The following is a 25,581-nucleotide window of genomic DNA, read 5'->3' on the forward strand; positions in this document are numbered from 1 at the left end:
TGCGCGAGGGAAGCTGCCTGGTCCGGCCCACTGGCAACGAATCGAGCCAGCGGCTGACAGCGCCAATTCGAACCACCGCTCTTCGCCGTACTCGCTTTCACCCCCTCCCGCAGATCGGCGAAGGATGCGTTAAACGGCTCAGGCGCATGCCCCCGGCGCGTCGAAACCTGCCCGGGATCAGAGGATGAAGTCGGCTGCGGCCATGGCGGTCACGCCGACCAGTTCGATCTCGAACTCGGGCGCGGCGTCCGCGTCAGTGCTGCCGTACACCATCGCGACGCCGGCACGGGCGTCGAATTCGCAGCGCAGTTGCCCGCTCGCATCGGTGGCGCTGAACGCGGTCGTGCCGATGAACGCGAGCGGCTGCAGGCCGGCCAGCGCCGTGTTGCCGTCGATTCCCGACAGGTCGATGCGGTCGCCCTCCGCGCCCAGGAAGTCGGTGATGACGTCGCAACTTCCGCGGCTCCTGCCCATGTCGGAAGCATGCGCCATGCGGAAGTGGTCGGCCCCGGTGCCGCCCGTCATCCGGTCGGCACCGCTGCCTCCGTCGAGAACGTCGTTCCCCCAGCCGCCCTGGAGCGTGTCGTTGCCCGCGCCTGCCGCGAGACGGTTGCCGGCGGCATTGCCCGTCAGCAGGTTGGCGAGCGCATTGCCGGTGCCGTCGATGGCGCTGCTGCCCGAGAGCGTCAGCTTCTCGAGGTAGTTGCCCAGCCTGTAGCTGATGCTGGCGAGGACGGTGTCATGGCCACCGCCGGCAGCGCCGGATTCGACGACGAGGTCGCCAGCGTCGTCCACAAAGTAGCGGTCGTCGCCGCTGCCGCCCGCCATGCGGTCGGCACCTGCCCCGCCCTGCAGGACGTCGTTGCCGCCGCCGCCCCAGAGCGTGTCGTTGCCGGAAGCGCCCGAGAGCATATTGGCCGCCTCGTTGCCGGTCAGCACGTTGGCGAGTGCGTTGCCCGTACCGTCGAGGGCGCTCGTGCCGGCGAGGGTCAGGTTCTCCTGGTAGGCCCCCAGGGTGCGGGTGACGCTCGAAACGAGCGTATCCACTCCGCCGAGCGCGGCGTCGGCCGACTCCGCGACCACGTCCCCCGCATCGTCCACGTAGTACGTGTCGTTGCCAGCGCCTGCGGCCATCGCATCGGCACCCCGGCCGCCGTCCAGCGTGTCGCGGCCGGCTGCGCCGTACAGCGCGTTGGCGCCGGCATTGCCGGTCAGCGCGGCCCCCGTGGAGCGCCCGATCCAGCCGATCTCCACGTTGTCGGGCAGCACGAAGGCGGCGACATGGCTCCAGGCGACGTCCTTTCCCTCCCCCGCCGCCTCGGTCACGACATCGCCGGCGGAGCGCACCGCGTAAGTGTCGTCGCCCGCGCCGCCGGCCAGTGCGTTGTTGCCAGCGCCGCCGTCGATCCAGTCGTTGCCGCCTGCGCCATGGAGTTCGTCGTCCGCTGCGCCGCCCATCAGCCTGTTGTCGACCGCGTTGCCCCACACCACGGCGCCCGCCGCCGCCAGGACCGTGGCGTTCTCGATTTCCGGCGCCAGCGTGAACGTGCCGAGATCGCTCAGGACCGTGTCGATGCCCTCGCCGGCTGATTCGACGAGCACGTCACCGGCGCGCAGCACGTAGGTGTCGTCGCCGGTGCCCCCTGCCATCCGGTCGATGCCGTCACCGCCATCGAGCAGGTCCGCGCCGTCCCCGCCGGACAAGGTGTCGTCGCCGCTGCCGCCATACAGCAGGTCGCTGCTCCGTGCACCGGAGAGGAAGTCGTTGCCTGTGCCGCCCATCAGCCTGTTGGTGTCGGCGTCGGCATCGTCGACGCTGTCGCCGAGGAAGTCCTGCAGGTCCGCCGCGAGCAGCGTGTCATTGCCGGCGCCGCCGTCGAGCGAGTCGCAGCCCGAGCCGCCAGCGAGCCTGTCGTTGCCATCCGCGCCGTAGCGGACGTCGTCGCCGGCGCCCCCCAGCACGACATCGTCACCGGCCGAGCCGTTCAGCACGTCGGCGCCCTGGTTGCCACCCAGCAAGTCGTTGCCGCCGGCACCGCTGAACCGGTCGCCGCCCCTGCCGCCGAAAAGCATGTCGTCCCCGCTGCCCGCAGGCAGGCTCGCGTTGGTATCGGCGCCCGCGCTGCCCACCCTGGCCTGGAAGGTCCCGGCGGAGAAGCTGCCGGGCGTCAGCGCCACCAGGCCGTCGAACTCGATCTTCAGGTCGGAGGCGTCCACGACGAAGTCCCGGTTGCGGTCGGCGAACAGCACCGTACGGTTGCTCGCCTCGTCATGCCAGGTCCAGAACTCCAGGAAATGCGGGTCGGCGGGGTCGCTGCCCGCCAACGCCATGCCCTGGCCCGCCGTGGCCGTGAAGCCCGCGCCTGCCTCGCCGCGCCACACCAGGGGAGCGCCGGCAGCCGTGCCACCGACGATGCCGGAGTACAGCCGGTCACCCTGGGCAGCGTCGAAATCGGTGACGCGTTGCGGCGCCGCGACGAGGCTGGTGGCGTGGGCGACGATGTTCCAGTCACTCGCGTCGTAGGGAGCGTAGGCGAACACGAAGCGATCGGCGCCCGGCCCGCCCGTGAGCACGGTCTGCGCGGGCGCGAACGACCCGGCGCCGGCCTGCGCGCCCGCCAGCCCGGCGGGCCAGCAGGGTTGCGCCTCGCCGCCATGGAGGACGTCGTCGCCTTCGCCGCCCACGAGCGTGTCGCCATCGCTGCCGCCCCAGAGCCGGTCGTCGCCCCCCTCCCCGAACAGGACGTCGGAACCCGGGCCGCCGTCCAGGTCGTCGGCGCCGATCCCGCCGTGGAGGCTGTCGCTCCCGGCGCCGCCTTGCAGCCAGTCGATGCCGTCGCCGCCATCGAGCGTGTCGTCGCCGTCGCCGCCGTCGAGGGCATCGTCGCCGGGTCCGCCGGAAAGACGATCGTTCCCCGCCTCGCCCCAGAGTCCGTCGTTCCCCGCCAGGCCGTCCAGGCGATCGTCGCCTTCGCGCGCGAAGGCGACGTCCGGCCCAGCCGACAGCGGCGGGGTGGTGTTCGCATCGGCGCCCGGCGTACCGAACTTCGTCGTGAACGTTCCGGGCGTGAAGCAGGCCGGAGTGAGCTCGATGTTCCCGTCGAACACGACCTTCAGGTCGGAGGCATCGACGCGCAGGTTGCGGTCGGAATCGACGAACAGCACGGTCTCGTGGGCCGCCGTGTCATGGATCGTCCAGAACTCCAGGAAACGCGTTCCGGCCATGCCGGCACCGGCCAGCGTCGTCCGCTCGCCCTGGCTGGCCGTGAAACCCGCTGCAGCCTCGCCGCGCCACACCAGCGGGATGGAGCCGTGAAGGCCATTGGCGATCCCCGAGGGCAGCAGGTCGCCCTGCGCGGCGTCGAAGTCGGTGATGCGTGCGGGCGCGCTGACGGGGCTGAAGCCGGAGCCGATGATGTCGGCGGCGACACCCACGTCGACCAGGAGGAAGCGATCCGCGCCGGCACCGCCGGTGAGGACCACCCGCCCTCCCTGCGCCTGGAGAACGTCGTCCCCCTCGCCGCCCGCCAGCAGGTCGGTGGACGCGAGGCTCGCGCCGGCACGCAGCACGTCGTTGCCCGTGCCACCGTCCAGGCTGTCGTTCCCCAGCCCCCCATCGAGAGTGTCCGCCCCGTCGCCGCCGTGAAGGGAGTCGATGCCCGCGCCGCCTTGCAGCCAGTCGTCGCCGGCATCCCCCTGGAGGACGTTCACGGCGTCGGCAGCGTCCCAGTCCCAGAGCGTCGTTCCGGAGTGGACCGGGCCGTCCGCGTACAGCCGGTCGTCGCCGTCGCCGCCAGACAGGGTGTCGGCACCGCTTCCGCCATTCAGGATGTCCGCCTCGCCACCGCCGTCCAGCACGTCCGCGCCGGCGCCGCCGAAGAGGCTGTCGGTGCCGGCAGCGCCCCTGAGCGTATCGTCGCCAGCATTGCCGTTGAGCGTGTCCTTGCCCTCCAGCCCTTCCAGGAGGTCGTTGCCCGCCAGCCCGAAGGTCAGGTCGTCGGCGGCCGTCAGCACCAGCGTGTCCGCGCCCGAAGTGCCGACATGCTCCGGTCCGGCAAAGGTGCCGGGCGTGAAACTCTCGGGCGAAAGCGCGACGTTGCCGTCGAACACCAACTTGGTGTCGCCCGCATCCACGGCGAAGCTGAAGTTGCTGTCGACGAACAGCACCGTCTGGGCCTGGGCCGCGTCATGGAAAGCCCAGAGGCCGTAGAAGTCCGACTCGGCCGGATCGGCGCCGGCGTGCGAGAGGCTCTGGTGCAGGGTGGCCTTGAAGCCGGCCGCGGGCGTGCCGCGCCAGATCACCGGACGGCCCTCGAACATGCCATCGGTGATGCCGGTCCGCAGGAGGTCTCCATCGGCTGCATCGAAGTCCGCGATGCGGACCGGTGCGGCGACCGTGCTGACATCATGCAACAGCGTTGCCCAGTTCGCTTCCCCGTCTGTGCTCGCGTAGGTCAAGGCGAAGCGGTCCGCTCCGGTGCCGCCAGAGAGGATGGCGCCATCGCGCGCGTAGGCCCCGTCGCCCGGGCGCACGTAGAGGACGTCGTCACCGGCGCCGCCCGCCAGGGTGTCCGTTCCGGGGGCACCGCCGAACAGGAAGTAGCTCCCGCCGATCAGCACATCGTTGCCGTCGCCGCCGTCGAGGGCATCGTTGCCCGCGCCGGCCTCCAGCACGTCGTTGCCCGCGCCCCCCCGGAGCACGTCGTCGCCCGCCGCGCCGTCCAGCACGTCGTCTCCCGAGCTGCCCTCCAGCGTGTCGTTGCCGACGCCACCACGCAGTTGGTCGGCACCCTCGCCGCCGGTGAGGGTGTCACTGCCGGCGCCGCCTTCCAGGGTGTCCGCGCCGCCCCCGCCGGACAGGCCCTCGTCCGCGTTGCCGCCCAGCAACGTGTCGGTGCCCGCCCCGCCCTGGGCCTGCACGGCCGAGAGCAGCGAGCTGCCATCGAGGTACAGCCCGTCGCCCGGCCCCTGGGCGGTGGCATCGAAGAACACAGGGCCCGTGGCGGTCGCGAAGACGTTGTCATTCAGCCGCAGCCGCACCGTCCCGCCCGGCTCGAACACGAAGCGCTCGATCTCCGTGACGGTCAGCGTGCGCAACGGCACCGCAGCGCCATAGTTGCCGCCGAGGTGCAGTTCGTCGAAACCCCCGCCGCCGCGGAACACGTCGGTGTCGCCCAGGCCCACCCCCGCCCGGATCACGTCGTTGCCCGCACCCGCCGAGACCCTGTCGTTGCCGCCGGCACGCATGTCGAACTGGTCCGCGGACGCCGTTCCACCCAGCGCGTCGTCGCCGGGGCCGCCCTGGCGGTACACGGAGCCATCCGCAAACACGAATTGCGTCCCGGCGAGCGACGGCGCCGCAACCCCGAGCAGCCGCACGGCAGCGCCGCCCTGCGACACGATCGTGTCGGCGCCCGCCGTTGCAAGCGACAGCCCCAGCGCACCCATTCCCGGACCGAAGCTCAGTGTGTCGACTGCGGGGTCGAAGGCGATGCTGGTGCCCGCGACACTCGTGAACGCATAGGTGGCCATGGCTTGCTCCCGGATTGCCGGTGCGCAAGCAGGCTGCGCCGGACGCAGGCCTTGTGCTGCCGGTTCTCCCAGCATGGACGACGGCAGCCGCGGGACCTTGATGGCGCGCAAGCTCGGGCCGCGCGCTGCGGAGCGGCGCTTCCGACCACGCCACAAGAATTGCGCAAGGTGGCGGCAGCGCCGGTGGCCGAACAAGCCCCTGGCGAACCCGGCGCGTCTTGCGGCCGCTTTGTCTTGTCCGGATCACCGGCAGCGCGAGCCGCGGCTTCAGCGTCTCACCGCCGCCTGCAGCTCCTGCTGCCGCTCCGTCAAGCGCGCCGCCAGCGCCTCCAGGTCGAGACCCGCCGCGGAGCGCGCCTTCGGGAACAGGTCGTCCCGCTCCTCCTTCACGTGTTGCTCGACGGCACGGGCCAGTTGGCTGACGAGATCGTCGACCGCCGGCGTGGCCCGTTTCGCGGCCTGGATCTGCGCGATGAGCTCCTTGGCCTCCTGGTGCTCGGCCTCGGCCACATCGAGAAGTTCGGGCGTGGCGATCGCTGCGCGCAGCGCCGGATAGAAGATCTCCTCCTCGATCTTCGCGTGCACCGTCAGCTCGGCGCAGATGCGCGCCGCGATCGGCTGCCGCTCGGCCACGGCCGCCGGGGCGGCCATCGCGAGGCGGGCGTATTCGACGAACAGGTGCTTGACCGCGATGTGGTCGGCATCGAGCAGGTCGCACGCGTCTTTCATGGCAACAGGGGGCATGGGGTTTCGGGTCCTGGTGGAAGGGATGCGGATTCAGGCCAGCGGCGGGTCCATTTCGCGGCCGAAGTGGCGGTGCTTCGCCAGCGCCCGCAGGAAGGCTTCGGTGGCGGCCTGCTCCTCGCCCTCACCGGCCAGGATCAGCCCGGTGCCGCCCTGCGCCTGCGCCTTGTCGAAGGAAGGCGGCAGTCCGGCCAGCGGCAGCAGCTCGCGCGCCGCGCCCAGCACCAGGATCGTCTTGCAGTGGCGGAACTGGTCGCGGATGAATTCCGCGGTGTGGCCATTCCGGGCCAGCGCGGCGATCGCCTCGGCCCCGTCCGGCAGCACGAGCGCGTCGAACAGGAAACCGGGCTCGTTCTCCAGCGACGCATCGGCTTCGACCGGCTCGCCGTCGGCCGTTGCCATGGGGCCGATCCGCGGGCCGACCAGGCGCCCGATGGCGCCCTGCTCCAGCAGCGCCCGCTGCACCTGCAGCAGTGGCGCGGCCCGCACGCCGGGAGCGACCAGCAGCGCCACCTTGCGGCCCTTGATCGAACCGTCGCCCGGCCGCGCCAGCAGCGACAGCGGGGGCGACTTCGTGACCTCCGGCGGCGCCGGATCGGCCAGCGCCGCCGGCAGCGGATCGGGCAACGGGTCCATGCCCAGGCCCTGCGCCACCTTCAGCGCCAGGTCTTCCGACGCATTGCGCAGCGACGCCACCATGCGCTCGCGGATCGCCGGCACGGTCACCTTGCTCAGCTCGAAGCGGAAGGCGTTGGCGATGTGGCATTGCTCCACCGGCGTCTGGCTCTCGTAGAACAGCCGCGCCTGGGTGTAGTGGTCGGCGAACTTCTCCGGCTTGGCGCGCACCTTGCCCTGCTCCTCCTCGGCGCGGATGCGCGCGGGCACGGTCACGAAGCCCTGCGCCGCCCCGGCCTGGAAGGGGCAGCCGCCGGCCAGCGAGTTCGGTTCGTAGGCCACCCGGCCGCGGAAGATCGCCTGCCGGTGCATGCCGTCGCGCTGATTGTTGTGCACCTGCACGAGGGGCGCGTTGATCGGGATCTCGTGGAAGTTGGGGCCGCCCAGGCGCGAGATCTGCGTGTCCACGTAGGAGTGGATGCGACCGGCCAGCAGCGGGTCGTTGCTGAAGTCGATGCCGGGGATCACCTGCGCGGTGCAGAAGGCCACCTGCTCGGTCTCGGAGAAGAAGTTGTCGGGGTTGCGGTTCAGTACCAGGCGGCCGACGGGGGTGAGCGGCACCAGTTCCTCGGGGATGATCTTGGTGGCGTCGAGGACGTCGAAGCTGAATCGCTCCGCCTGTTCCTCGGTGAAGATCTGCAGGCCCAGCTCGTACTCGGGGTAGTTCCCGGCCTCGATGCGCTCCCAAAGGTCGCGCCGGTGGAAGTCCGGGTCGGCGCCGGAGATCTTCACGGCCTCGTCCCACACGAGCGAATGCGTCCCGGCCACCGGCGACCAGTGGAACTTGCAGAATACCGACTCGCCCTGCGCGTTGACCAGCCGGAAGGTGTGCACGCCGAAGCCCTGCATGGTGGCGAAGCTGCGCGGGATGCCGCGGTCGCTCATCACCCACATCAGCATGTGCGTGGACTCGGGCATCAGCGACACGAAGTCCCAGAAGGTGTCGTGCGCGCTGGCGGCCTGCGGCATGGCGTGGTGCGGCTCGGGCTTCACGGCATGCACGAGGTCGGGAAACTTCATCGCGTCCTGGATGAAGAACACCGGGATGTTGTTGCCCACCAGGTCCCAGTTGCCCTCCTCCGTGTAGAACTTGGTGGCGAAGCCGCGCACGTCGCGCGCCGTGTCCTTGGAGCCGCGTTCGCCCTGCACGGTGGAGAAGCGCACGAACACGGGCGTGCGCTTGCCCGCCGACTGGAAGGGCGCGGCCTTCGTGTACCGCGTGAGCGGCGTGGTGCACTCGAAGAAGCCGTGCGCGCCGGAACCGCGCGCGTGCACGATGCGCTCCGGGATGCGCTCGTGGTCGAAGTGCGTGATCTTCTCGCGCAGGATGAAGTCTTCCAGCAGCACGGGGCCGCGCACGCCGTACTTCAGCGAGTTCTGGTTGTCCGCGACCGCCACGCCCTGGTTGGTGGTGAGCGCGCGGCCGCCGGAGTCCACGCGCACGCGGTCCAGCGTGTCGGTGCTGGAATTGAGGCCGTCGAGGGCGGCGGTGCCGGTCTTGTCCGAGTCGTTGGCCTCCGACAGCGTGCTCGCGCCCGGCAGGCGCGAGGGCGGTTCCACGCCCTGGCCGACCGGCGGCCGGGTGCCGTTGGCGAAGCCATGCTCGGCCGCCTTGTTGGCGTTGTGGGGCATGCCGGCCACGAGTTCCTGGGTGTCGGCCATCCTCCGGGCGGCGAGGTCGCGGGGAGCGTCGGCGGCGATGGCGGCCGGTCCGCTGTCGGTGTTGCGCGCGGCGGCCTTGGTGGCGGCCGGGCTGGCGGGCGGCTTCGCCCCGTTCTTCCTGGGCATGGCGAGGGATCCCTGCGAGTGCGGCGACATTGCCGGTCCGCCAAGGTACGGGGCCGGTGCGACCTCCCTTGTAGGAGCGCGCTGATTGCCGCGCGAAGGACGGCTATCGCACCGATAGGCAATGTCGATGGCGCGCCTAGCGGTGCAGCGCCATCCCCAGCAGCATCAGGGCGCCCATCATGATGGGCTGGTGCAGCATGTACCACGTGAGGCTCCAGCGCCCCAGCCACGCCAGCGGCGCGAAGGCGCGCGGGATCGTTCCCTGCACGAAGGCCGGGCGGTGCCGCAGCAGCCACTGCCCCGCGGCCATGCCCCACCACATGACGCCCAGCCAGGGAAGCACCGGCACGTAGTCCTGCGTCACCGGCTTCAGGGACACGAAGCCGATCCAGTTCAGCCAGCGCTCGTTGAGCAGGTGCAGGTTGCCGAAGTGGACGTGCACCGGCATCGCCGCCAGCGGCAGCAGGATCGCCACCAGGCCCGCAGGCCACAGCCACGGTCCCCAGCGCCCGGTGAGCCGCACGATCACCAGCATCACCGCGATGCCGTGCAGCACGCCGAAGTAGATGTAGCTGGTGGGGAACATGAACCGGGAGCCGAGCGTGACCAGCAGCGCGCAGCCGGCGACCTGCGCCCAGCGCCGCCAGAAGCGCGGCCAGCCCTGCCCCTGGCACCAGGCCACCGCCTGGCCCAGCCCGGCGCAGAACAGGAACAGGCTCACGATCGCGGTGCGCTGCCGCGTCCAGAACGGGTCGTGGAGGAAGTTCTCCCGGATCCAGCGGAAGTGGTTGAGGTCGTAGCAGAAATGGAAGACCGTCATCCAGACGATGGCGGCGCCGCGCAGGGCATCGATGCGGTCGAAGCGGCGGCTGGTGGGGACGGCGGGCACGTGCCGAGTGTAGTGGCGCGCCCGATTGACGCCCCGGGGGGCGGACGTTCCAATCGCCCCGATGCCGGCCATTCCGCGGTTGGCATGCCAACAAGAAGGAGCACCATGACGAGTTTCCGATCCCTGCTCTGCACTGCTGCCTTGGCCGCGCTCGCCGGGTGCGGCACGCCGCCCATGTTCGGCACGACGCCGCCCGCCATTCCCGCGCTGCAGGTGCTGCCGGGCGACGCCCCGCACGTCGCCGGCAAGACCGAGGTGCTGTGGCTCGGCCAGGCCACCACCCGCATCACCACGCCCGGCGGCAAGGTGATCGTGATCGATCCCTGGCTCAAGACCAACCCGAAGACACCGGCGCAATGGAAGGACCTCGCCGCGCTGGGCAAGGTCGACGCGATCCTGGTCACGCACGCGCACTTCGACCACTTCGCCGACGCGCCCGAGCTCGCGAAGATGCACAACGCGCCGCTGTACGGCCCGGCCGGGCTGGGCCAGACGATCGCCACCTACGGCATCCTGCCCGCCAACCTGGCCCCGCGCTTCGGCAAGGGCGGCACCATCCTGCCCTGGGGTCCCACCGGACCGAAGATCACCGCGGTGCACGCGGAACACTCGTCCGAACTCGGATGGAAGGACGCCGCCGGCAAGGACATCGTGCTGCCCGGCGGCGAGCCCGTGGGCTACATCATCGAGATGGAGAACGGCTTCAAGGTCTGGCACATGGGCGACACCGGCGTGTTCGGCGACATGAAGCTGATCGGCGACATGTACCGGCCCGACCTGGTGCTGATGCCGATCGGCAACCACTTCGTCATGAGCCCGCAGGACGCCGCGATGGCGATCCGCGACATGATCCGCCCGCGCTACGCGATCCCGATCCACTACGGCACCACGCCCCAGCTGCGCGGCACGCCGGTCGAACTGGTCACCGCCATGGGCACGGCGACGGTTCCCCGCATCCTGGTGCCGGAGCCGGGCCAAAGGTACGACTTCTGATGGCCACCCGGCGCTCCTTCTGCACGGCGCTGGGCGCCGCCCTCGCCGGCTGCGCCAACCCTCCGGCGGCGCCGGGGCCGTCCCTCGGTGCGGCCCGGGCCGAGCTCGGCGGCGGCGGCAAGCTGCGCGCGGCGATCAATTTCGGCAACCCGATCCTGGCCAGCCGCGGCCCGGACGGCGCGCCGCAGGGCGTGTCGGTGGACCTGGCGCGCGAGGCCGCGCGCCGGCTGGACCTGCCGTTCGAACTGGTCACCTTCACCTCGGCGGGCAACGTGGTGGAGGCGGTGAAGGCGAAGCAGGTGGACCTGGCCTTCGTCGCCATCGATCCGGTGCGAGCCGCGGACATGGAATACACCGCACCGTACGTGATCATCGAAGGCGCCTACCTGGTGCGCAACGCCTCCGCCCTGCAGCGCAACGAGGAGGTCGACCGCGCCGGCACCCGCGTCGCGGTCGGCCGCGGCAGCGCCTACGACCTGTTCCTCACGCGCGAGCTGAAGAACGCCTCGCTGGTGCGCGTGCCGACCTCGCCGGTGGTCGTCGACGAGTTCCTGAAGCAGGAGCTCGAGGTCGCCGCCGGCGTGAAGCAGCAGCTCGAAGCGGATGCACGGCGCGTGGGCGGCGTGCGCCTGCTGCCCGGCCGCTTCATGGTGATCCACCAGGCCATGGGCGTGCCCAAGGGGCGCACGGCGGCGCAGGCCTGGCTCAGCGGGTTCATCGAGGAAATGAAAGCTTCCGGCTTCGTCGCCCGTGCGCTGCAGCAGCACGGCATCCAGGGCGCGGCCGTCGCGCCGCCCGGTGGCGCGCGTTCCTGAAGGCCGTGGCACGCGGGTTGCACTTGCCGCTCCACCGAAACGACGCGAGGTCATGATGCAAGCTGTTCCCCGTTCCCTCCTGCGGCGCGCCGGCGCCGCCGCGCTGCTGGCCTCGGCCAGCTTCGCCGCGCAGGCGGAGTACCCCGAGAAGGCGGTCACGCTGATGTTGTCCTTCCCGCCCGCCGGCGCCACGGACATCCTGGCCCGCGCCATCGGCCAGCGGATGTCGGAGACGCTGAAGCAGTCCATCGTGATCGAGAACAAGCCGGGCGCGGGCGGCAACATCGGCCTGATCGCGGCGGCCAGGGCGGCGCCGGACGGCTACACCGCCTACATGGCGGCCGTCACCAACGCGGCGATCGCCGCGGCGGCCTATCCGCCGCAATCCGCGCACCTGCAGAAGGACTTCGTTGTGGTGGCCGGCGTGGCGATCGTTCCGCACATGCTGGTGGTGCCCTCGTCGCTGCCGGTGCAGAACGTGGGCCAGCTCGTCGCCATGCTCAAGGCCCAGCCCGGCAAGCACAACTTCGCTTCGCAGGGCGCGGGCACGCTGTCGCACCTGGAATCGGAAGTGTTCAAGGCCGCCACCGGGGCGGAGGTCGTGCACATTCCCTACAAGGGCAGCTCGCAGGCCCTGCCGGACCTGATGGCCGGCAGCTCCAGCATGATGTTCGACAGCATCCCCGCGTCGATGCCGCACGTGAAGGCCGGCAAGCTGCGCGTGCTGGCGGTCGCCTCCAGCAGGCGGCTCGCAATGCTGCCCGAGGTGCCCACCATCGCCGAGGCCGGCGTGAATTTCTCGGCCGACAACCACTTCGGGCTGATGGTGCCGAAGGGCACGCCGCCGCAGGCGATCGCCGCACTCGACCGCGCCGTGCGGGCCGCCGTCGAATCGCCCGAGCTGAAACAGCGGATGCAGGAACAGGGCGTGGAGTTGCGCTACACGCCGGGAGAGGACTTCACCAAGGTCGTCGACGAGGAGTTCCGCACCTGGGGCAAGGTGGTGCAGCAGGCCAAGGTGCGGCTGGAATGAGCGCCGCATGACTCCCGACACCCCCGCCGGCTTCTGGGACTTCCCCTACCCCTCGCAGCGCATGCCGCTGCTGGCGCGCAACGTCGTCAGCACCTCGCAGCCCCTCGCGTCCGCCGCCGGCGCGCTGGTGCTGGCGCGCGGCGGCAATGCGGTGGATGCCGCGCTCGCCACCGCGATCACGCTGACGGTGGTCGAGCCCTGCATGAACGGCATCGGGGGCGACGCCTTCGCCCTCGTCTGGGACGGCCAGCGCCTGCATGGCCTCGATGCGAGCGGGCGGGCGCCCCGGCGCTGGACCCGCGAACATTTCGCGCGCCACCCGTCAATGCCCTACCGGGGCTGGGACGCGGTCACGGTGCCGGGCACGGTGTCGGCCTGGCGAATGCTCTCGGAGCGCTTCGGCGCCCTGCCCTTCGCCGAGCTGTTCGAGCCCGCGCTGCGCCACGCCCGGGAGGGCTACCTGGTGTCGCCGACGGTGCGGCGCCAGTGGCAGGCCCAGGTGGCGGAACTGCTGCCGCAGCCGGGCTTCCGCGAAGCCTTCGCCCCGGGCGGCGAGGCGCCCGCCATCGGCGAGCTCTGGATCTGCCCCGGCCAGGCCGACACGCTGCAGAAGATCGCGCAGAGCAAGGGCGAGGATTTCTACCGCGGCAGCCTGGCGCGGGCGATCGCCGACCATGCCCGCCGCACCGGCGGCGTGCTGGACGAACAGGACCTGGCCGAACACGAGGCGGACTGGGTCGAACCGCTCTCGGTGTCCTACCGCGGCATGGAACTGCACGAGATCGGACCGGGCGGCCAGGGCATCGGCGCGCTGATGGCGCTGGGCATGCTGTCTCACTTCGACCTGAAGGCGGCAGGCCCCGACAGCGCGCTGTGGCACCACCTGCAGATCGAGGCGATGAAGCTGGCCTTCGCGGACCTGTACCGCTACGTGGCCGACCCGCAGGCGATGCGCGAGGTCACCTCGCAGCATCTGCTGGCCCCGGAGTACCTCGCCCGCCGCGCGAAGCAGATCGACCCGGACCGCGCCGCGCCGGCCGCCGCCGGTGCGCCTGCGAGCGGCGGCACCGTCTACCTCACGGCGGCGGATCAGGCCGGGATGATGGTCTCCTTCATCCAGTCCAACTTCAAGGGCTTCGGCTCCGGCGTCGTCGTCCCGCAGACCGGCATCGCCCTGCACAACCGCGGCTGGGGTTTCACGCTGGAGCGGGGCCACCCGAACGAGGTCGCGCCGCGCAAGCGGCCCTTCCACACCATCATTCCCGGCTTCCTCATGCAGGACGGGCGCCCGCTGGCCAGCTTCGGGCTGATGGGCGGCTCCATGCAGGCGCAGGGGCACGTGCAGCTGGCGGTGCGCATCGCCGACCAGGGCCTGAATCCCCAGGCGGCGAGCGACGCGCCGCGCTGGCGCGTGCTGGACGACAACCTCGGCGTGGCGGTAGAGTGGAACTTCCCGCCCGAGGCGATCGAGGGCTTGCGCGCCCGCGGCCACCCGATCAGGGTGGCACAGCGCTTCGACACCGAGTTCGGCTGCGCGCAGCTCGCGCTGAAGACGCGGCACGGCTACGTGGCCGCCTCGGACCATCGCAAGGACGGGTATCCAGTGGGCTTCTGAGCCCGGAGGTTCGACCATGAGCGCAAGGACTTTGCCGGCCCCCGTCCCTCTCCTGCTGGCCTGCGCGCTGCTGGCGGCCTGCGCCTCGCCGACCGCGCCCGTGGGGCCGAACCGCTGCTACGAACGGGGCATGGCCGACAAGTCCGTGTGCACCCCGGAAGCGCTGCGGCCGCTGGACGTCCTGCCCGCCGGCCAGTCGGTGCGGGTCACCGTGGACGCCCGCTGCCAATGGAACCCGACCGGCATCATCCTCGAGCGCGGCGCCACCTACGACCTCAAAGTCACCGGGCGCCGGGAGGCCTGGACGGACAGCTGGCAGTCGGAATCCGATCTCGAGACCGGCTGGACCGGCATGTACCGTTTCAGCGGCGGCTACGCCCGGCACTGGGCGCGCGCGCCGCGCCATCCGATCTACGCGCTGATGGGCGCCCAGGGCCACGAAGAGCGGTACTTCTTCGTCGTCGGCGCGGGCCGGGCCCTCAAGGCCGAGGCGGGCGAGGAACTGATGTTCTTCGCCAACGACTGGCCCGGCGCCTACGAGAACAACCACGGCTGCCTGCAACTCGAGATCCGCAAGCTCAGCCAGTAGGCCTTGCCGGGCCCGGTGCAGGGAAAGGCCGGCCCCGATAAGATTGGCGGTTCCCTCACCAGCCCGGCCGCGGCCGCCGGGCGGGCGCGCTCCCATGTCCCTGCAACACCACCAGCTGGAGCTGCTCGCTCCCGCCCGCGATGCCGACATCGGCATCGAGGCGATCAACCATGGCGCGGACGCCGTCTACATCGGCGGGCCCGAATTCGGCGCGCGCGTCTCGGCCAGCAATTCCGTGCAGGACATCGAGCGCCTGGCGAAGCACGCCCACCGCTTCGGCGCCCGCATCTTCGTCACCCACAACACGATCCTCCGCGACGACGAGCTGGAGGGCGCGCGCAAGATGGCCTGGGACGTGTACCACGCCGGCGCCGACGTCCTGATCGTGCAGGACATGGGCCTGCTGGAACTGGACCTGCCGCCGATCCAGCTGCATGCCAGCACGCAGACCGACATCCGCACGGTGGCGAAGGCGAAGTTCCTGCAGGACGTCGGCTTCTCGCAGATCGTGCTGGCGCGCGAGCTGACGCTGGAGCAGGTCCGCGAGATCCACGACGCGCTCGATGCCGAGCGCTGCAAGGTGGAGTTCTTCATCCACGGCGCGCTCTGCGTGGCCTACAGCGGCCAGTGCTTCATCAGCCACGCGCACACGGGCCGCAGCGCCAACCGGGGCGACTGCTCGCAGGCCTGCCGCCTGCCCTACCACGTGGTGGACGGCGCGGGCCGCTTCGTCGCCCACGACAAGCACGTGCTGTCCATGAAGGACAACAACCAGAGCGCCAACCTGGCCGCGCTGGTCGATGCCGGCGTGCGCAGCTTCAAGATCGAGGGCCGCTACAAGGACATGGGCTACGTGAAGAACATCACGGCCCACTACCGCAAGCTCTTCGACGAACTGATCGAAGCGCGCGAAGGCTCCGACAACCCGCTGGCCCGCGCCTCCAGCGGCCGCACCACCTTCAGCTTCACGCCCGACCCGGACCAGAACTTCAACCGCGAGTTCACCGACTACTTCGTCAACGGCCGGCAGGACGACATCGCGGCGATGGACTCCCCCAAGAACCCGGGCCGCGCGATCGGCTGGGTCACGAAGGTGGGAACGGACTCCATCGAGCTCGAACTCGACGACGCGCAGGCGCTGCTGCACAACGGCGACGGCCTGTGCTACTTCGACTTGCAGAAGGAGCTGGTGGGCGTGGCGATCAACCGCGCCGAGCCGCTCGCCAGGCTGGGCGCGTGGCGCGTCTGGCCCAAGGACCCGATCGCCGGCATGCGCGACCTGCGCAAGGGCACCCGCCTCAACCGCAACCGCGACATGGACTGGGTGCGCACCCTGGAAAGGAAATCCAGCGAGCGCCGCATCGGGGTGTGGGCTGCCCTCGGCGAGACGCCGGACGGCTTCGTGCTGCGCCTGACCGACGAGGACGGCTTCGTCGGCGAGGCCGCCGCACCCTTCGCCAAGGAACCGGCGCGCGACGCCGCCCGGGCCGAGGAAGCGCTGCGCGAGCATCTGGGCCGCTTCGGCAACACCCTGTTCGAGCCGATCGACCTGCAGGTGCAGCTGGCGCGGCCCTGGTTCGTTCCGCCCTCGCTGGTCAACGCGCTGCGGCGCGACGCCGTCGCCTCGCTGGAGGCCGCGCGCGCCGCCGGCTACGAGCGCCCGCGCCGCGCCGCGGCGGTCGAGCCGCCGGTGGCCTATCCCGAGGACACCCTCAGCTACCTCGCCAACGTCTTCAACCAGAAGGCGCACGACTTCTACGCAAAGCACGGCGTGAAGGTCATCGCCGCCGCCTACGAGTCGCACGAGGAGGAAGGCGAGGTCAGCCTCATGATCACCAAGCATTGCGTACGCTGGTCCATGAGCCTGTGCCCCAAGCAGGCCAAGGGCGTGGTGGGCGTCAAGGGCACCATCAAGGCCGAGCCCCTGCAATTGATCAACGGCAGCGAGAAACTCACGCTGCGCTTCGACTGCAAGCCCTGCGAGATGCACGTGGTCGGCCGGATCAAGAAGTCCGTGCTGAACCAGCAGGCCCGCGAAGCGCAGGCCGTGCCGATGCAGTTCTACCGGACGCGGCCCGCGAAGTCACCTTCGCAGGCCTAGGAGTCCGGGTTGCCCGGACTCCTGGCCGGCACGCTTCAGCGGCGCGTCGGGTTGTGCGGCGCGTTGTCGAAGCGGTTCGGCACGCCATCCCCGTCGGCATCGCCCGGGCGCGCCTGCATGGCGGCGCGGTGCGCGGCGCGCGGATCGTAGTAGCGCCAGTTGCGGTCGTAGACGTTGGCGATGCCGTCGTGGTCCGCGTCGCCCCAGGCATTCCGGTCGCCATTGGGGTGACGGTGCCCGCGATAGTTGCCGTAGTAGACGACCTCCGGCTGGACGTAGACCGGGCGGGGCTGCACGTAGACGGGCTGCGGCTGCACGTAGACCGGCCGCGGCTGCACATACACCGGCTGCGGCTCGACGTACACCGGCGCCGGCTGCACATAGCCGAACGGAATGCCGATCGAGAGCGACACGTCCGCGGCGCGGGCGGTGGAAGCGACGGCCAGGGTGCCGAAGGCGATGGCGGCGAGAGCGGTCTTGGCGAGGCGGTTCATGGTGGACTCCTGCATTGAATGACTCCATGGTGCACGGCCCCGCGTGAACCGAACCTGAACGGATCGCAGAATGTGGCGGGCGCGCAGCGCCGACCGGAAAGAAGGCCGCATCGGCACGGCCGCGGCGCACCCGCCCCGGCTGGAGTGCAACAAGTTGCAAGCCACACGAGGCGCGGCGCGCCTCGAGCCGCGCTTGACAGCCATCAAGGCAGGCGGGGACCCCCGGCCCATACTCGATGACGTGACCACCGCCCACTGGCACCTGCGCGAGGCCGCCGAAGTCGCGCGTGCCCAGGGCGTGGACCCCGCCCTCGGCCTGGACCTGGACGAAGTCCGCACGCGCGCCCGGCACCACGGTCCCAACGAACTTCCCACCGCCCCACCGCGCAGCCTGGCCGCGCTGGTGGCCGAGCAGTTCCGCGACCTCATGATCCTGGTGCTGGTCGGCGCCGCCCTCGTCTCGGGCGTGCTGGGCGACTGGGTCGACACCCTGGTGATCGTGCTGATCGTCCTGCTCAACGCGCTGGTCGGCGTGGTGCAGGCCTGGCGGGCCGACCGCGCGCTGCTGGCCCTGCGCCGGCTGGCCGCCGCCCAGGCGGTGGTGCTGCGCGGCGGACGCACGCACCGCGTCGCCGCCCACGAACTGGTCCCGGGCGACGTGGTCCTGCTGGAAGCCGGCAACCAGGTGCCCGCCGACCTGCGGCTGATCGAAAGCGTGCAGCTGCGGGTGGACGAATCGGCGCTCACGGGCGAGTCCGTCACGGTCGGCAAGCAGACCGCCGTGCCCGCGGGCGAAACCGGGGCGCTGGGCGACCGGGTCAACATGGCCTACAAGGGCACCACCGCGACCCAGGGCCGCGCGCGCGGGCTGGTGGTGGCCACCGGACGCTCCACCGAGCTGGGGCGGATGGCGAAGCTGCTGGCCGAAGGCGGCTGGGAGCCGACGCCGCTGCAGCGCCGCCTCTCGGTGTTCGGCAAGCGACTGGCGCTGGCGGTGCTGGCCATCTGCGCGGTGGTGTTCGGCGTCGGCCTGCTGCGCGGCGAGCCGCCGCTGCTGATGCTGATGACGGCGGTGAGCCTCGCCGTCGCCGCGATCCCCGAGGCCCTGCCGGCGGTGGTCACCGTGCTGCTGGCCCTGGGCGCGCGCCGCATGGTGGCCGTGAACGCGCTGGTGCGCCGGCTCGCCTCGGTCGAGACGCTGGGCTCGGTGACCTGGGTCTGCTCGGACAAGACGGGCACGCTGACGCAGAACCGCATGCGCGGCGAGGCCCTCGTCGAGGCGGACAGCGGCCGCTGGTCCGCCGCGCAACGCGGCGCGCCCGCCGCTTCCGAGCTGCTGCAGGCAGCCGCCCAGTGCAACGATGCGCAGGCGGCCCCAGGCGCGGGCTGGGAAGGCGATCCGACCGAGACGGCCCTGGTCGAACTCGCCGCCCTGGCGGGGGTGGACCGCACGGACCTGCAGCGGCGCTGGCCGCGGATCGCGGAGGAACCCTTCGACGCCACCGCGAAGCGCATGAGCACGTGGCACCGCGGCGGGGCGGGCGAGGTCGTCGGCTACACCAAGGGCGCGCCGGAGGTCGTGATCCCGTTGTGCGAGGCGTTGCGTGCCCAGGCGGGCGCGCGTCCCCTCGACCGCGCGCACTGGCTGCAGCTGGCCGAAGCCATGGCCGCCGAAGGGCTGCGCGTGCTCGCCTTCGCCCGCCGCGAGCGGGACGCGCCGGCGGCGCCCGGCGACACCACCGGCTTGCAGTTGCTGGGCCTGGTCGGCCTGATCGACCCGCCGCGGGCCGAGGCCGCCGCCGCCGTGCGCGAATGCCGGCAGGCCGGCATCACGGCCGCCATGATCACCGGCGACCATCCCGCCACGGCGCGCGCGATCGCGCTGCGCCTGGGCATCGTGCAGGACCCCGGGGCTGCCGTGCTCACGGGCGCGCGGCTGGCCGCGATGGACGATGCCGCGCTCGCCGCCTGCGTGCGCGAGGTGCGCGTGTTTGCGCGCGTGGATCCCCTGCAGAAGATTCGCATCGTGCGGGCCCTGCAGGCGCACGGCGAGCTGGTGGCCATGACGGGCGACGGCGTCAACGACGCGCCGGCGCTGCAGCGCGCGGACATCGGGGTGGCGATGGGCCGGGGCGGCACCGACGTGGCGCGCGAGGCCTCCAGCCTGGTGCTGCTGGACGACAACTTCGCGACCCTCGCCGCAGCCGTGCGCGAAGGCCGCCGCATCTACGACAACATCCGCAAGTTCGTGCGCTACGCGATGACGGGCAATTCGGGCGAGATCGGGGTGATCTTCCTGGCGCCGCTGGTGGGCCTGCCGCTGCCGCTGCTGCCGATCCACATCCTGTGGGTGAACCTGGTGACCGACGGCCTGCCCGGGCTCGCGCTGGCCGCCGAGCCGGCCGAGCGCGGCGTGATGCAGCGCCCGCCCCGCCCGCCGGGCGAAAGCCTGTTCGCGCGCGGGCTCTGGCAGCACGTGCTGGCCATCGGGCTGCTGCTGGCGGGGCTGTGCCTGGGCGTGCAGGCCTGGGCACTCGCCGTGGGCGACACGCACTGGCAGACCATGGTGTTCACCGTGCTCACGCTGGGCCAGATGGCCCACGTGCTGGCGATCCGCTCGGAGACGACGCCGCTGTGGCGGCTGGGGCTGCGCAGCAACCTGCCGCTGACGCTGGCGGTGCTGCTCACGTTCGCGCTGCAGCTGGCGACGATCTACCTGCCCTTCCTCAATCCCGTGTTCCACACCCACCCGCTGACGGCCACGGAGCTGGCCCTGTGCATCGCGCTGGCGGCGCTGGTCTGGGTTGCGGTGGAAGCCGAGAAGGCCTGGCGGCGGCGCAGCGCCGCCTGATTCAGGCCTGCAGCGCGTCCATGGCCATGGCCCAACGGCCCCAGGCTTCGTCGGTCTGCACGCGGGCCGCCATCCACTCGCGGAATTCGGGCGAGCGGGTCGCCTCCTCCGCCTGGCCGCGCGTGGCCAGCTCGGCGCGCAGGGCAACGAAACGCTGCTCGGCGCGATCCTCGAGCGCCTGGATGGCCAGGGCATCGCTCTCCGCGGAGGCGACGGCGGCGGACTGGGGGGCGTTGGGGAGGCTCTGCATGGCGGCGTCTTTCATTCTGGGGACCTCCCGCGCGGCGCGAGGCCGTGCGGTGCGCAACGCCAGAGGAACATCAATGGGAATTCAACGACGCCGCGCCGGCGCGGCGCCGGCGGAAGGAGAAGCAACGACCTGCAGATGCAGCGTCTCTGTGGAACGTCTTGCCCCTCCATTCTACCGGCCTTGCGGAAAGCCCGCTCGGGAGCCGCCCGCAGGCCCGGCGGCTCAGTCGATCGTCGCGCCGCTGCGCTGGATCACCGGGCCCCACTTGGCCAGTTCGGCCTTCATGAAGGCGGCGAACTGGGCCGGCGTGCCCGGGTCGGCGTCCATGTACTGCGCCTTCAGCTTCTCCTGGGTGGCGGGGTCGCGCATGGCGGCGACGAACTCGCGGTTCAGGCGTTCGATGACGGGGGCCGGCGTCCCCGCCGGCGCGACGAGGCCGATCCAGGCGCTGCCGTCCATGGGCACGCCGCCCTCGCGCAGCGTGGGAATGCTGGCCAACTGGGGCACCCGGCGCGCGGTCGACACGGCCAGCACCTTCAGCTTGCCGGCCTGCGCCTGCGGCATCACCGCGAGCGGGGCCAGGCTGGTCATGTGCGTGTCGCCCTGCAGCACGCTGGTGACGGCCGCCGGCGAGGACGCGTAGGGCACATGCACCACGAAGCTGTTCGTCAGCGACTTGAGCATCTCCATGCTCAGGTGCGAGAGGCTGCCCACCCCGATCGAGGCGTAGTTGTACTTGCCGGGGTTGCGCCGCAGCAGGTCCATCAGCTCCTTGAGCGTGTTCACGCCGAGGGACGGGCTGACCGCGATCACGTTGGCCTGGTGCACGCCGAAGGTGATGGGGGCCAGGTCCTTGAAGGGGTCGTACGGCATCTTCCTGTACAGCGCGACGTTGTTCACCAGCGGGCCGGTGATCGAGGCGCCGATGGTGTAGCCGTCCGGCGCCGCCTTGGCCACCAGGTCGGTGCCGAGGTTGCCGCCCGCGCCGGCGCGGTTGTCGACCACGATGGGCTGCCTGAGGCCCTGCGCGGCGCGCTCGCCGACGATGCGCGCGAAGACGTCCGGCGTGGAGCCGGCCGGGAACGGCACGACCAGGCGGATCGGTTTCGCGGGATAGTCCCCCTGGGCGCGCGCGGCGCTCCAGGGGCCGGCGAGGATCGCGGCCGGTGCGGCGGCCAGCGCTTTCACGAGTTCGCGTCTTTTTTGGGTCATCGACTGCCTGTGCTTGTTGTTCGTCAGCCCACCCAATGGCGCGCGTTGTGCCAGATCTGCATCCAGGGACTGAATTCCGAAGGCTTGCCCGAAGTCCAGGACATCTGGACGTTGCGGAACACGCGCTCCGGGTGCGGCATCAGCGCGGTGAAGCGGCCGTCGGCCGTGGTCACGCCGGTCAGGCCGCCGGCGCCGCCGTTCGGGTTGAAGGGATAGCGCTCCGTGGGCTGGCCCTGGTGGTCGACGAAGCGCATCGCCGCGATCGCCTTGCCGGCATCGCCGCGCCGCGCGAAGTCCGGATAGCCCTCGCCGTGCGCCACCGCGATGGGCAGCCGCGCGCCGGCCATGCCCCGGAAGAACAGGCTGGGCGACTCCAGCACTTCGACCATCGAAAGGCGCGCCTCGAAGCGTTCGCTCCGGTTCGTGGTGAAGCGCGGCCAGTCCTGCGCGCCGGGGATGATGTCGGCCAGCTCGGCGAACATCTGGCAGCCGTTGCACACGCCCAGGCCGAAAGTGTCCTGGCGGGCGAAGAAGTCCTGGAACTGGCGCGACAGGTCCGGGTTGAAGGTGATGCTGCGGGCCCAGCCGATGCCGGCGCCCAGCGTGTCGCCGTAGCTGAAGCCGCCGCAGGCGACCACGCCGAGGAAGTCGGCCAGCCGGTGGCGGCCCGTCTGCAGGTCGGTCATGTGGACGTCGACCGCGTCGAAGCCGGCCAGGGTGAAGGCGTAGGCCATTTCGACGTGGGAGTTGACGCCTTGCTCGCGGAGGATGGCGACGCGCGGGCGGGAGAGCTTGAGGGCCGGTGCGCCGGGCAGTGCCTGCGGCAGGTGCACGTGCAGCCCCGGATCCGCCGCATCCCCCGCCGCGGCGTGCTCGCTGTCGGCGCAGGCCGGGTTGTCGCGCTGCTGGCAGATCTTCCAGCTCACGCTGTCCCACACCTGGTGCAGGTCGGACAAGCTGGCGCCGAAGACCGCCTTGGTGTCGCGCCAGACCTGCAGCTGGCCCTTGCCGGCCTCGATGGCCGCATCGGCCGGGCGGGTCTTGCCGACGAAGTGCGCGTGCTTCGACAGGCCGTGGGCCCGCAGCACCTGCATCACCTCGTTGCGCTCGGACGTGCGCACCTGCAGCAGCACGCCCAGTTCCTCGCTGAACAGCGCCTTGAGGGTCAGCTCCTCGCGCCGCGCGCTGACCTGCGTGGCCCAGTTCTTGGCGTCGCCGTAGTCGGCACGGCTGTCGCTGATGCCGTCGCCTTCCGTCACCAGCAGGTCGATGTTGAGCGCCACGCCCACGCGGCCGGCGAAGGCCATCTCGCAGGCGGCCGCGAACAGGCCGCCGTCGCTGCGGTCGTGGTAGGCCAGGATGCGGCCCTGCGCCCGCAGTTCGTTGACGGCCGCCACGAGCCGGACCAGGTCCTTCGGATCGTCCAGGTCCGGCACGTCGCCGCCCGGCTGCCCCAGCACCTGCGCGAGGATGCTGCCGCCCATGCGGTTGCGGCCCCGGCCCAGGTCCACCAGCACCAGGGTCGTGTCCTCGCTCGCCTGCAGCTGCGGCGTCAGCGTGCCGCGCACGTCGGCGAGCGTCGCGAAGGCGCTCACGATCAGGCTGACCGGCGAGCTCACCTTCTTCGTCGCGCCGCCCTCGTTCCACTGGGTGCGCATGGACAGGCTGTCCTTGCCGACGGGGATGGCCACGCCCAGCTGCGGGCACAGCTCCATGCCGACGGCGCGCACGGTGTCGTACAGCGCCGCGTCCTCGCCCGGCTCGCCGCAGGCGGCCATCCAGTTGGCCGACAGCTTCACCCGCGGCAGCTCGATCGGCGCCGCCAGCAGGTTGGTGATGGCCTCGGCCGCCGCCATGCGGCCCGAGGCGGCGGCATCGGTGCTGGCCAGCGGCGTGCGCTCGCCCATGCTCATCGCCTCGCCGGCGAAGCCGCGGTAGTCGGCCAGGGTCACGGCGCAGTCGGCCACCGGCACCTGCCAGGGACCGACCATCTGGTCCCGGTGCGTGAGGCCGCCCACCGTGCGGTCGCCGATGGTGACCAGGAAGCGCTTGGAGGCGACGGTCGGATGGCCCAGGACCTGGATGGCGGCGTCCTGCAGGGCCACGCCGGTGACGTCGAGCGGGGGCACGGTGCGCTGCACGCGCCGGACGTCGCGGTGCATCTTCGGGGGCTTGCCGAGGAGGACGTCCATCGGCATGTCGACCGGCGTGTCGGCGCCCTCGTCCACCACGGCCAGCTGCCGCTGCTCCGTCGCCACGCCCACCACCGCGAACGGGCAGCGCTCGCGTTCACAGAAGGCGCGGAACTGCTCCAGCGACTCGGGCGCGATCGCCAGCACGTAGCGCTCCTGGCTCTCGTTGCACCAGATTTCCCTGGGCGCCAGGCCGGATTCCTCCAGCGGCACCCGGCGCAGGTCGAAGCGGGCGCCGCGGCCGGCGTCGTTGGTCAGTTCGGGGAAGGCATTGGACAGGCCGCCCGCGCCCACGTCGTGGATCGCCAGGATCGGGTTGTTCCCGCCCAGCGCCCAGCACCGGTTGATCACTTCCTGGGCCCGGCGCTCGATCTCCGGGTTGCCGCGCTGCACCGAGTCGAAATCGAGCTCCGCGGTGTTGGTCCCGGTGGCCATGGACGAGGCCGCGCCGCCGCCCATGCCGATGCGCATGCCGGGGCCGCCCAGCTGCACCAGCAAGGTGCCCGCCGGGAAGGGGATCTTGTGCGTGAGCCCGGCGTCGATGAGGCCGATGCCGCCCGCGATCATGATCGGCTTGTGGTAGCCGCGCGCGACGCCGGCGACTTCCTGCTCGTACTCGCGGAAATAACCCAGCAGGTTGGGCCGGCCGAATTCGTTGTTGAAGGCCGCGCCGCCCAGCGGGCCCTCCGTCATGATCTGCAGCGGGCTGGCGATGTGCTCCGGCTTGCCGAAGCGGCCGTCCCACAGCTTCGACACCGTGAAGCCGGTCAGGCCGGCCTTGGGGCGCGCACCGCGGCCGGTGGCGCCCTCGTCGCGGATCTCGCCGCCGGCGCCGGTGGAGGCGCCCGGGAAGGGCGAAATCGCCGTCGGGTGGTTGTGCGTCTCCACCTTCATGAGGACGTGGTGCGTTGCCTCGCTGGCGCGGTAGAGGCCGCCCTCGGCCGGCACGAAACGCTCCACGCCGTGGCCTTCCATGACCGCGGCGTTGTCGGAATAGGCGACCACCGTGTGCTGCGGATGCAGCTGGTGCGTGTTGCGGATCATGCCGAACAGGCTCTTCTCCTGCGGCTGGCCGTCGATGGCGAAGGAGGCGTTGAAGATCTTGTGCCGGCAGTGTTCGCTGTTGGCCTGGGCGAACATCATCAGTTCGACGTCCGTCGGGTTGCGCTGCAGGTCCTGGAAGGCGCGCACCAGGTAGTCGATCTCGTCGTCGGCCAGGGCCAGGCCGAAGCGGCGGTTGGCTTCTTCCAGCGCGGCGCGGCCGCCGGCCAGCACATCGACGTGCTCCATGGGCTGCGGCTGCAGTTCCGTGAACAGGCGCTCCGCCTCGGCCAGCCCGGGCACCACGCTTTCGGTCATGCGGTCGTGCAGCAGCCCGGCCACCGCGGCCAGCTGCGCCGGCTCCAGCGTGGCCTTGCCCAGCCAGCCGGAGGCCAGCCGCAGCCGGTATTCCACCGCCCGCTCGATGCGGCGGATGGCGAGGCCGCAGTTGTGGGCGATGTCGGTGGCCTTGGAAGCCCAGGGGGAGACCGTGCCCAGGCGCGGCGTGACCACCAGCAGGGGCCCCTCGGTGGGGCCGGTGTACGGGTCGCCATAGGTCAGCAGGGCCGCCAGGCGCTCCTTTTCCTGGGGCGTGAAGGGATGGTCGCTCGCCACCAGGTGCACGTAGCGCGCGGCGATGCCGGCGATCTTGGGGTGCACCGCTTGCAGGCGCGGCAGGAGTTGCTGGATCCGGAAGTCGCTGAGGGCCTGTCCGCCCTCGAACTCGGTGATGTGCAGGGACACTGTGCTGAAGCCTTCGGGAAAGG

Annotated in this window: 15 protein-coding genes; 7 read left to right on the top strand and 8 right to left on the bottom strand. The window is 71.3% G+C overall.

Translation table 11 applies throughout. The features are described from left to right. Window positions 1–177 precede the first annotated feature (177 nt). The 4 genes from JJ685_RS09130 to JJ685_RS09145 all read right to left on the bottom strand — a co-directional run bounded on the left by JJ685_RS09130 (window position 178) and on the right by JJ685_RS09145 (window position 9,628). A complete protein-coding gene (locus JJ685_RS09130; RefSeq protein WP_201673941.1) occupies window positions 178–5,532 on the bottom strand; it encodes a calcium-binding protein in 5,355 nt (1,784 codons plus the stop codon). Between the two features lie 267 nt (window positions 5,533–5,799). Further along, the gene (locus JJ685_RS09135) at window positions 5,800–6,276 is read right to left on the bottom strand and encodes a hemerythrin domain-containing protein (protein ID WP_201673942.1); all 477 of its coding nucleotides are present in this window, start codon (window positions 6,274–6,276) and stop codon (window positions 5,800–5,802) included. A 33-nt stretch (window positions 6,277–6,309) separates the two neighbouring features. Continuing rightward, window positions 6,310–8,739, bottom strand: a complete 2,430-nt coding sequence (locus JJ685_RS09140) for a catalase (RefSeq protein WP_201673943.1) — start codon at window positions 8,737–8,739, stop codon at window positions 6,310–6,312. Between the two features lie 136 nt (window positions 8,740–8,875). Next, window positions 8,876–9,628, bottom strand: coding sequence for a heparan-alpha-glucosaminide N-acetyltransferase (locus JJ685_RS09145; RefSeq protein WP_330901735.1), 753 nt, complete (start codon window positions 9,626–9,628; stop codon window positions 8,876–8,878). 105 nt (window positions 9,629–9,733) lie between these two features. On the opposite strand from JJ685_RS09145, the gene JJ685_RS09150 reads away from it, so the two are divergent. The 6 genes from JJ685_RS09150 to JJ685_RS09175 all read left to right on the top strand — a co-directional run bounded on the left by JJ685_RS09150 (window position 9,734) and on the right by JJ685_RS09175 (window position 16,774). Continuing rightward, window positions 9,734–10,621, top strand: coding sequence for a metal-dependent hydrolase (locus tag JJ685_RS09150; RefSeq protein ID WP_236598854.1), 888 nt, complete (start codon window positions 9,734–9,736; stop codon window positions 10,619–10,621). Further along, window positions 10,621–11,436 carry an ABC transporter substrate-binding protein gene (locus JJ685_RS09155; protein ID WP_201673945.1) on the top strand — a complete coding sequence of 272 codons (816 nt, stop codon included), beginning with the start codon at window positions 10,621–10,623 and terminating at the stop codon, window positions 11,434–11,436. The genes JJ685_RS09150 and JJ685_RS09155 overlap by 1 nt, the downstream gene beginning before the upstream one ends. 55 nt (window positions 11,437–11,491) lie before the next feature. After that, entirely contained in the window at window positions 11,492–12,469 is a 978-nt protein-coding gene (locus tag JJ685_RS09160) for a Bug family tripartite tricarboxylate transporter substrate binding protein (protein ID WP_236598855.1), read from the top strand. 7 nt (window positions 12,470–12,476) lie between these two features. Further along, window positions 12,477–14,084: a gamma-glutamyltransferase family protein gene (locus JJ685_RS09165; protein ID WP_201673947.1), complete on the top strand. Its 1,608-nt coding sequence runs from the start codon at window positions 12,477–12,479 to the stop codon at window positions 14,082–14,084. Between the two features lie 16 nt (window positions 14,085–14,100). Next, a complete protein-coding gene (locus JJ685_RS09170; RefSeq protein ID WP_201673948.1) occupies window positions 14,101–14,673 on the top strand; it encodes a hypothetical protein in 573 nt (190 codons plus the stop codon). 94 nt (window positions 14,674–14,767) lie between these two features. After that, window positions 14,768–16,774, top strand: a complete 2,007-nt coding sequence (locus JJ685_RS09175) for a peptidase U32 family protein (protein WP_201673949.1) — start codon at window positions 14,768–14,770, stop codon at window positions 16,772–16,774. A 35-nt stretch (window positions 16,775–16,809) separates the two neighbouring features. On the opposite strand, the gene JJ685_RS09180 is transcribed toward JJ685_RS09175, so the two are convergent. Then, a complete protein-coding gene (locus JJ685_RS09180; protein ID WP_201673950.1) occupies window positions 16,810–17,268 on the bottom strand; it encodes a hypothetical protein in 459 nt (152 codons plus the stop codon). Between the two features lie 241 nt (window positions 17,269–17,509). Between JJ685_RS09180 and JJ685_RS09185 the strand changes: the two genes are divergently transcribed. Further along, on the top strand, window positions 17,510–20,119 hold the full coding sequence (locus tag JJ685_RS09185; protein WP_330901736.1) for a cation-translocating P-type ATPase: 2,610 nt from the start codon (window positions 17,510–17,512) through the stop codon (window positions 20,117–20,119). A gap of 1 nt (window position 20,120) precedes the next feature. Here JJ685_RS09185 and JJ685_RS09190 read toward each other — a convergent pair whose 3' ends face one another. From JJ685_RS09190 to purL, 3 genes are all read right to left on the bottom strand, one after another. Continuing rightward, window positions 20,121–20,384 (bottom strand): hypothetical protein, encoded by a 264-nt coding sequence (locus JJ685_RS09190; protein WP_201673952.1) that lies wholly within the window; start codon window positions 20,382–20,384, stop codon window positions 20,121–20,123. 207 nt (window positions 20,385–20,591) lie between these two features. After that, window positions 20,592–21,581, bottom strand: coding sequence for a Bug family tripartite tricarboxylate transporter substrate binding protein (locus JJ685_RS09195; RefSeq protein ID WP_201673953.1), 990 nt, complete (start codon window positions 21,579–21,581; stop codon window positions 20,592–20,594). Window positions 21,582–21,604: 23 nt separating this feature from the next. Continuing rightward, window positions 21,605–25,558, bottom strand: coding sequence for a phosphoribosylformylglycinamidine synthase (gene purL / locus JJ685_RS09200; RefSeq protein WP_201673954.1), 3,954 nt, complete (start codon window positions 25,556–25,558; stop codon window positions 21,605–21,607). Window positions 25,559–25,581: the final 23 nt, after the last annotated feature.

Source organism: Ramlibacter monticola (genome assembly GCF_016722785.1).
Classification (GTDB): domain Bacteria; phylum Pseudomonadota; class Gammaproteobacteria; order Burkholderiales; family Burkholderiaceae_C; genus Ramlibacter; species Ramlibacter monticola.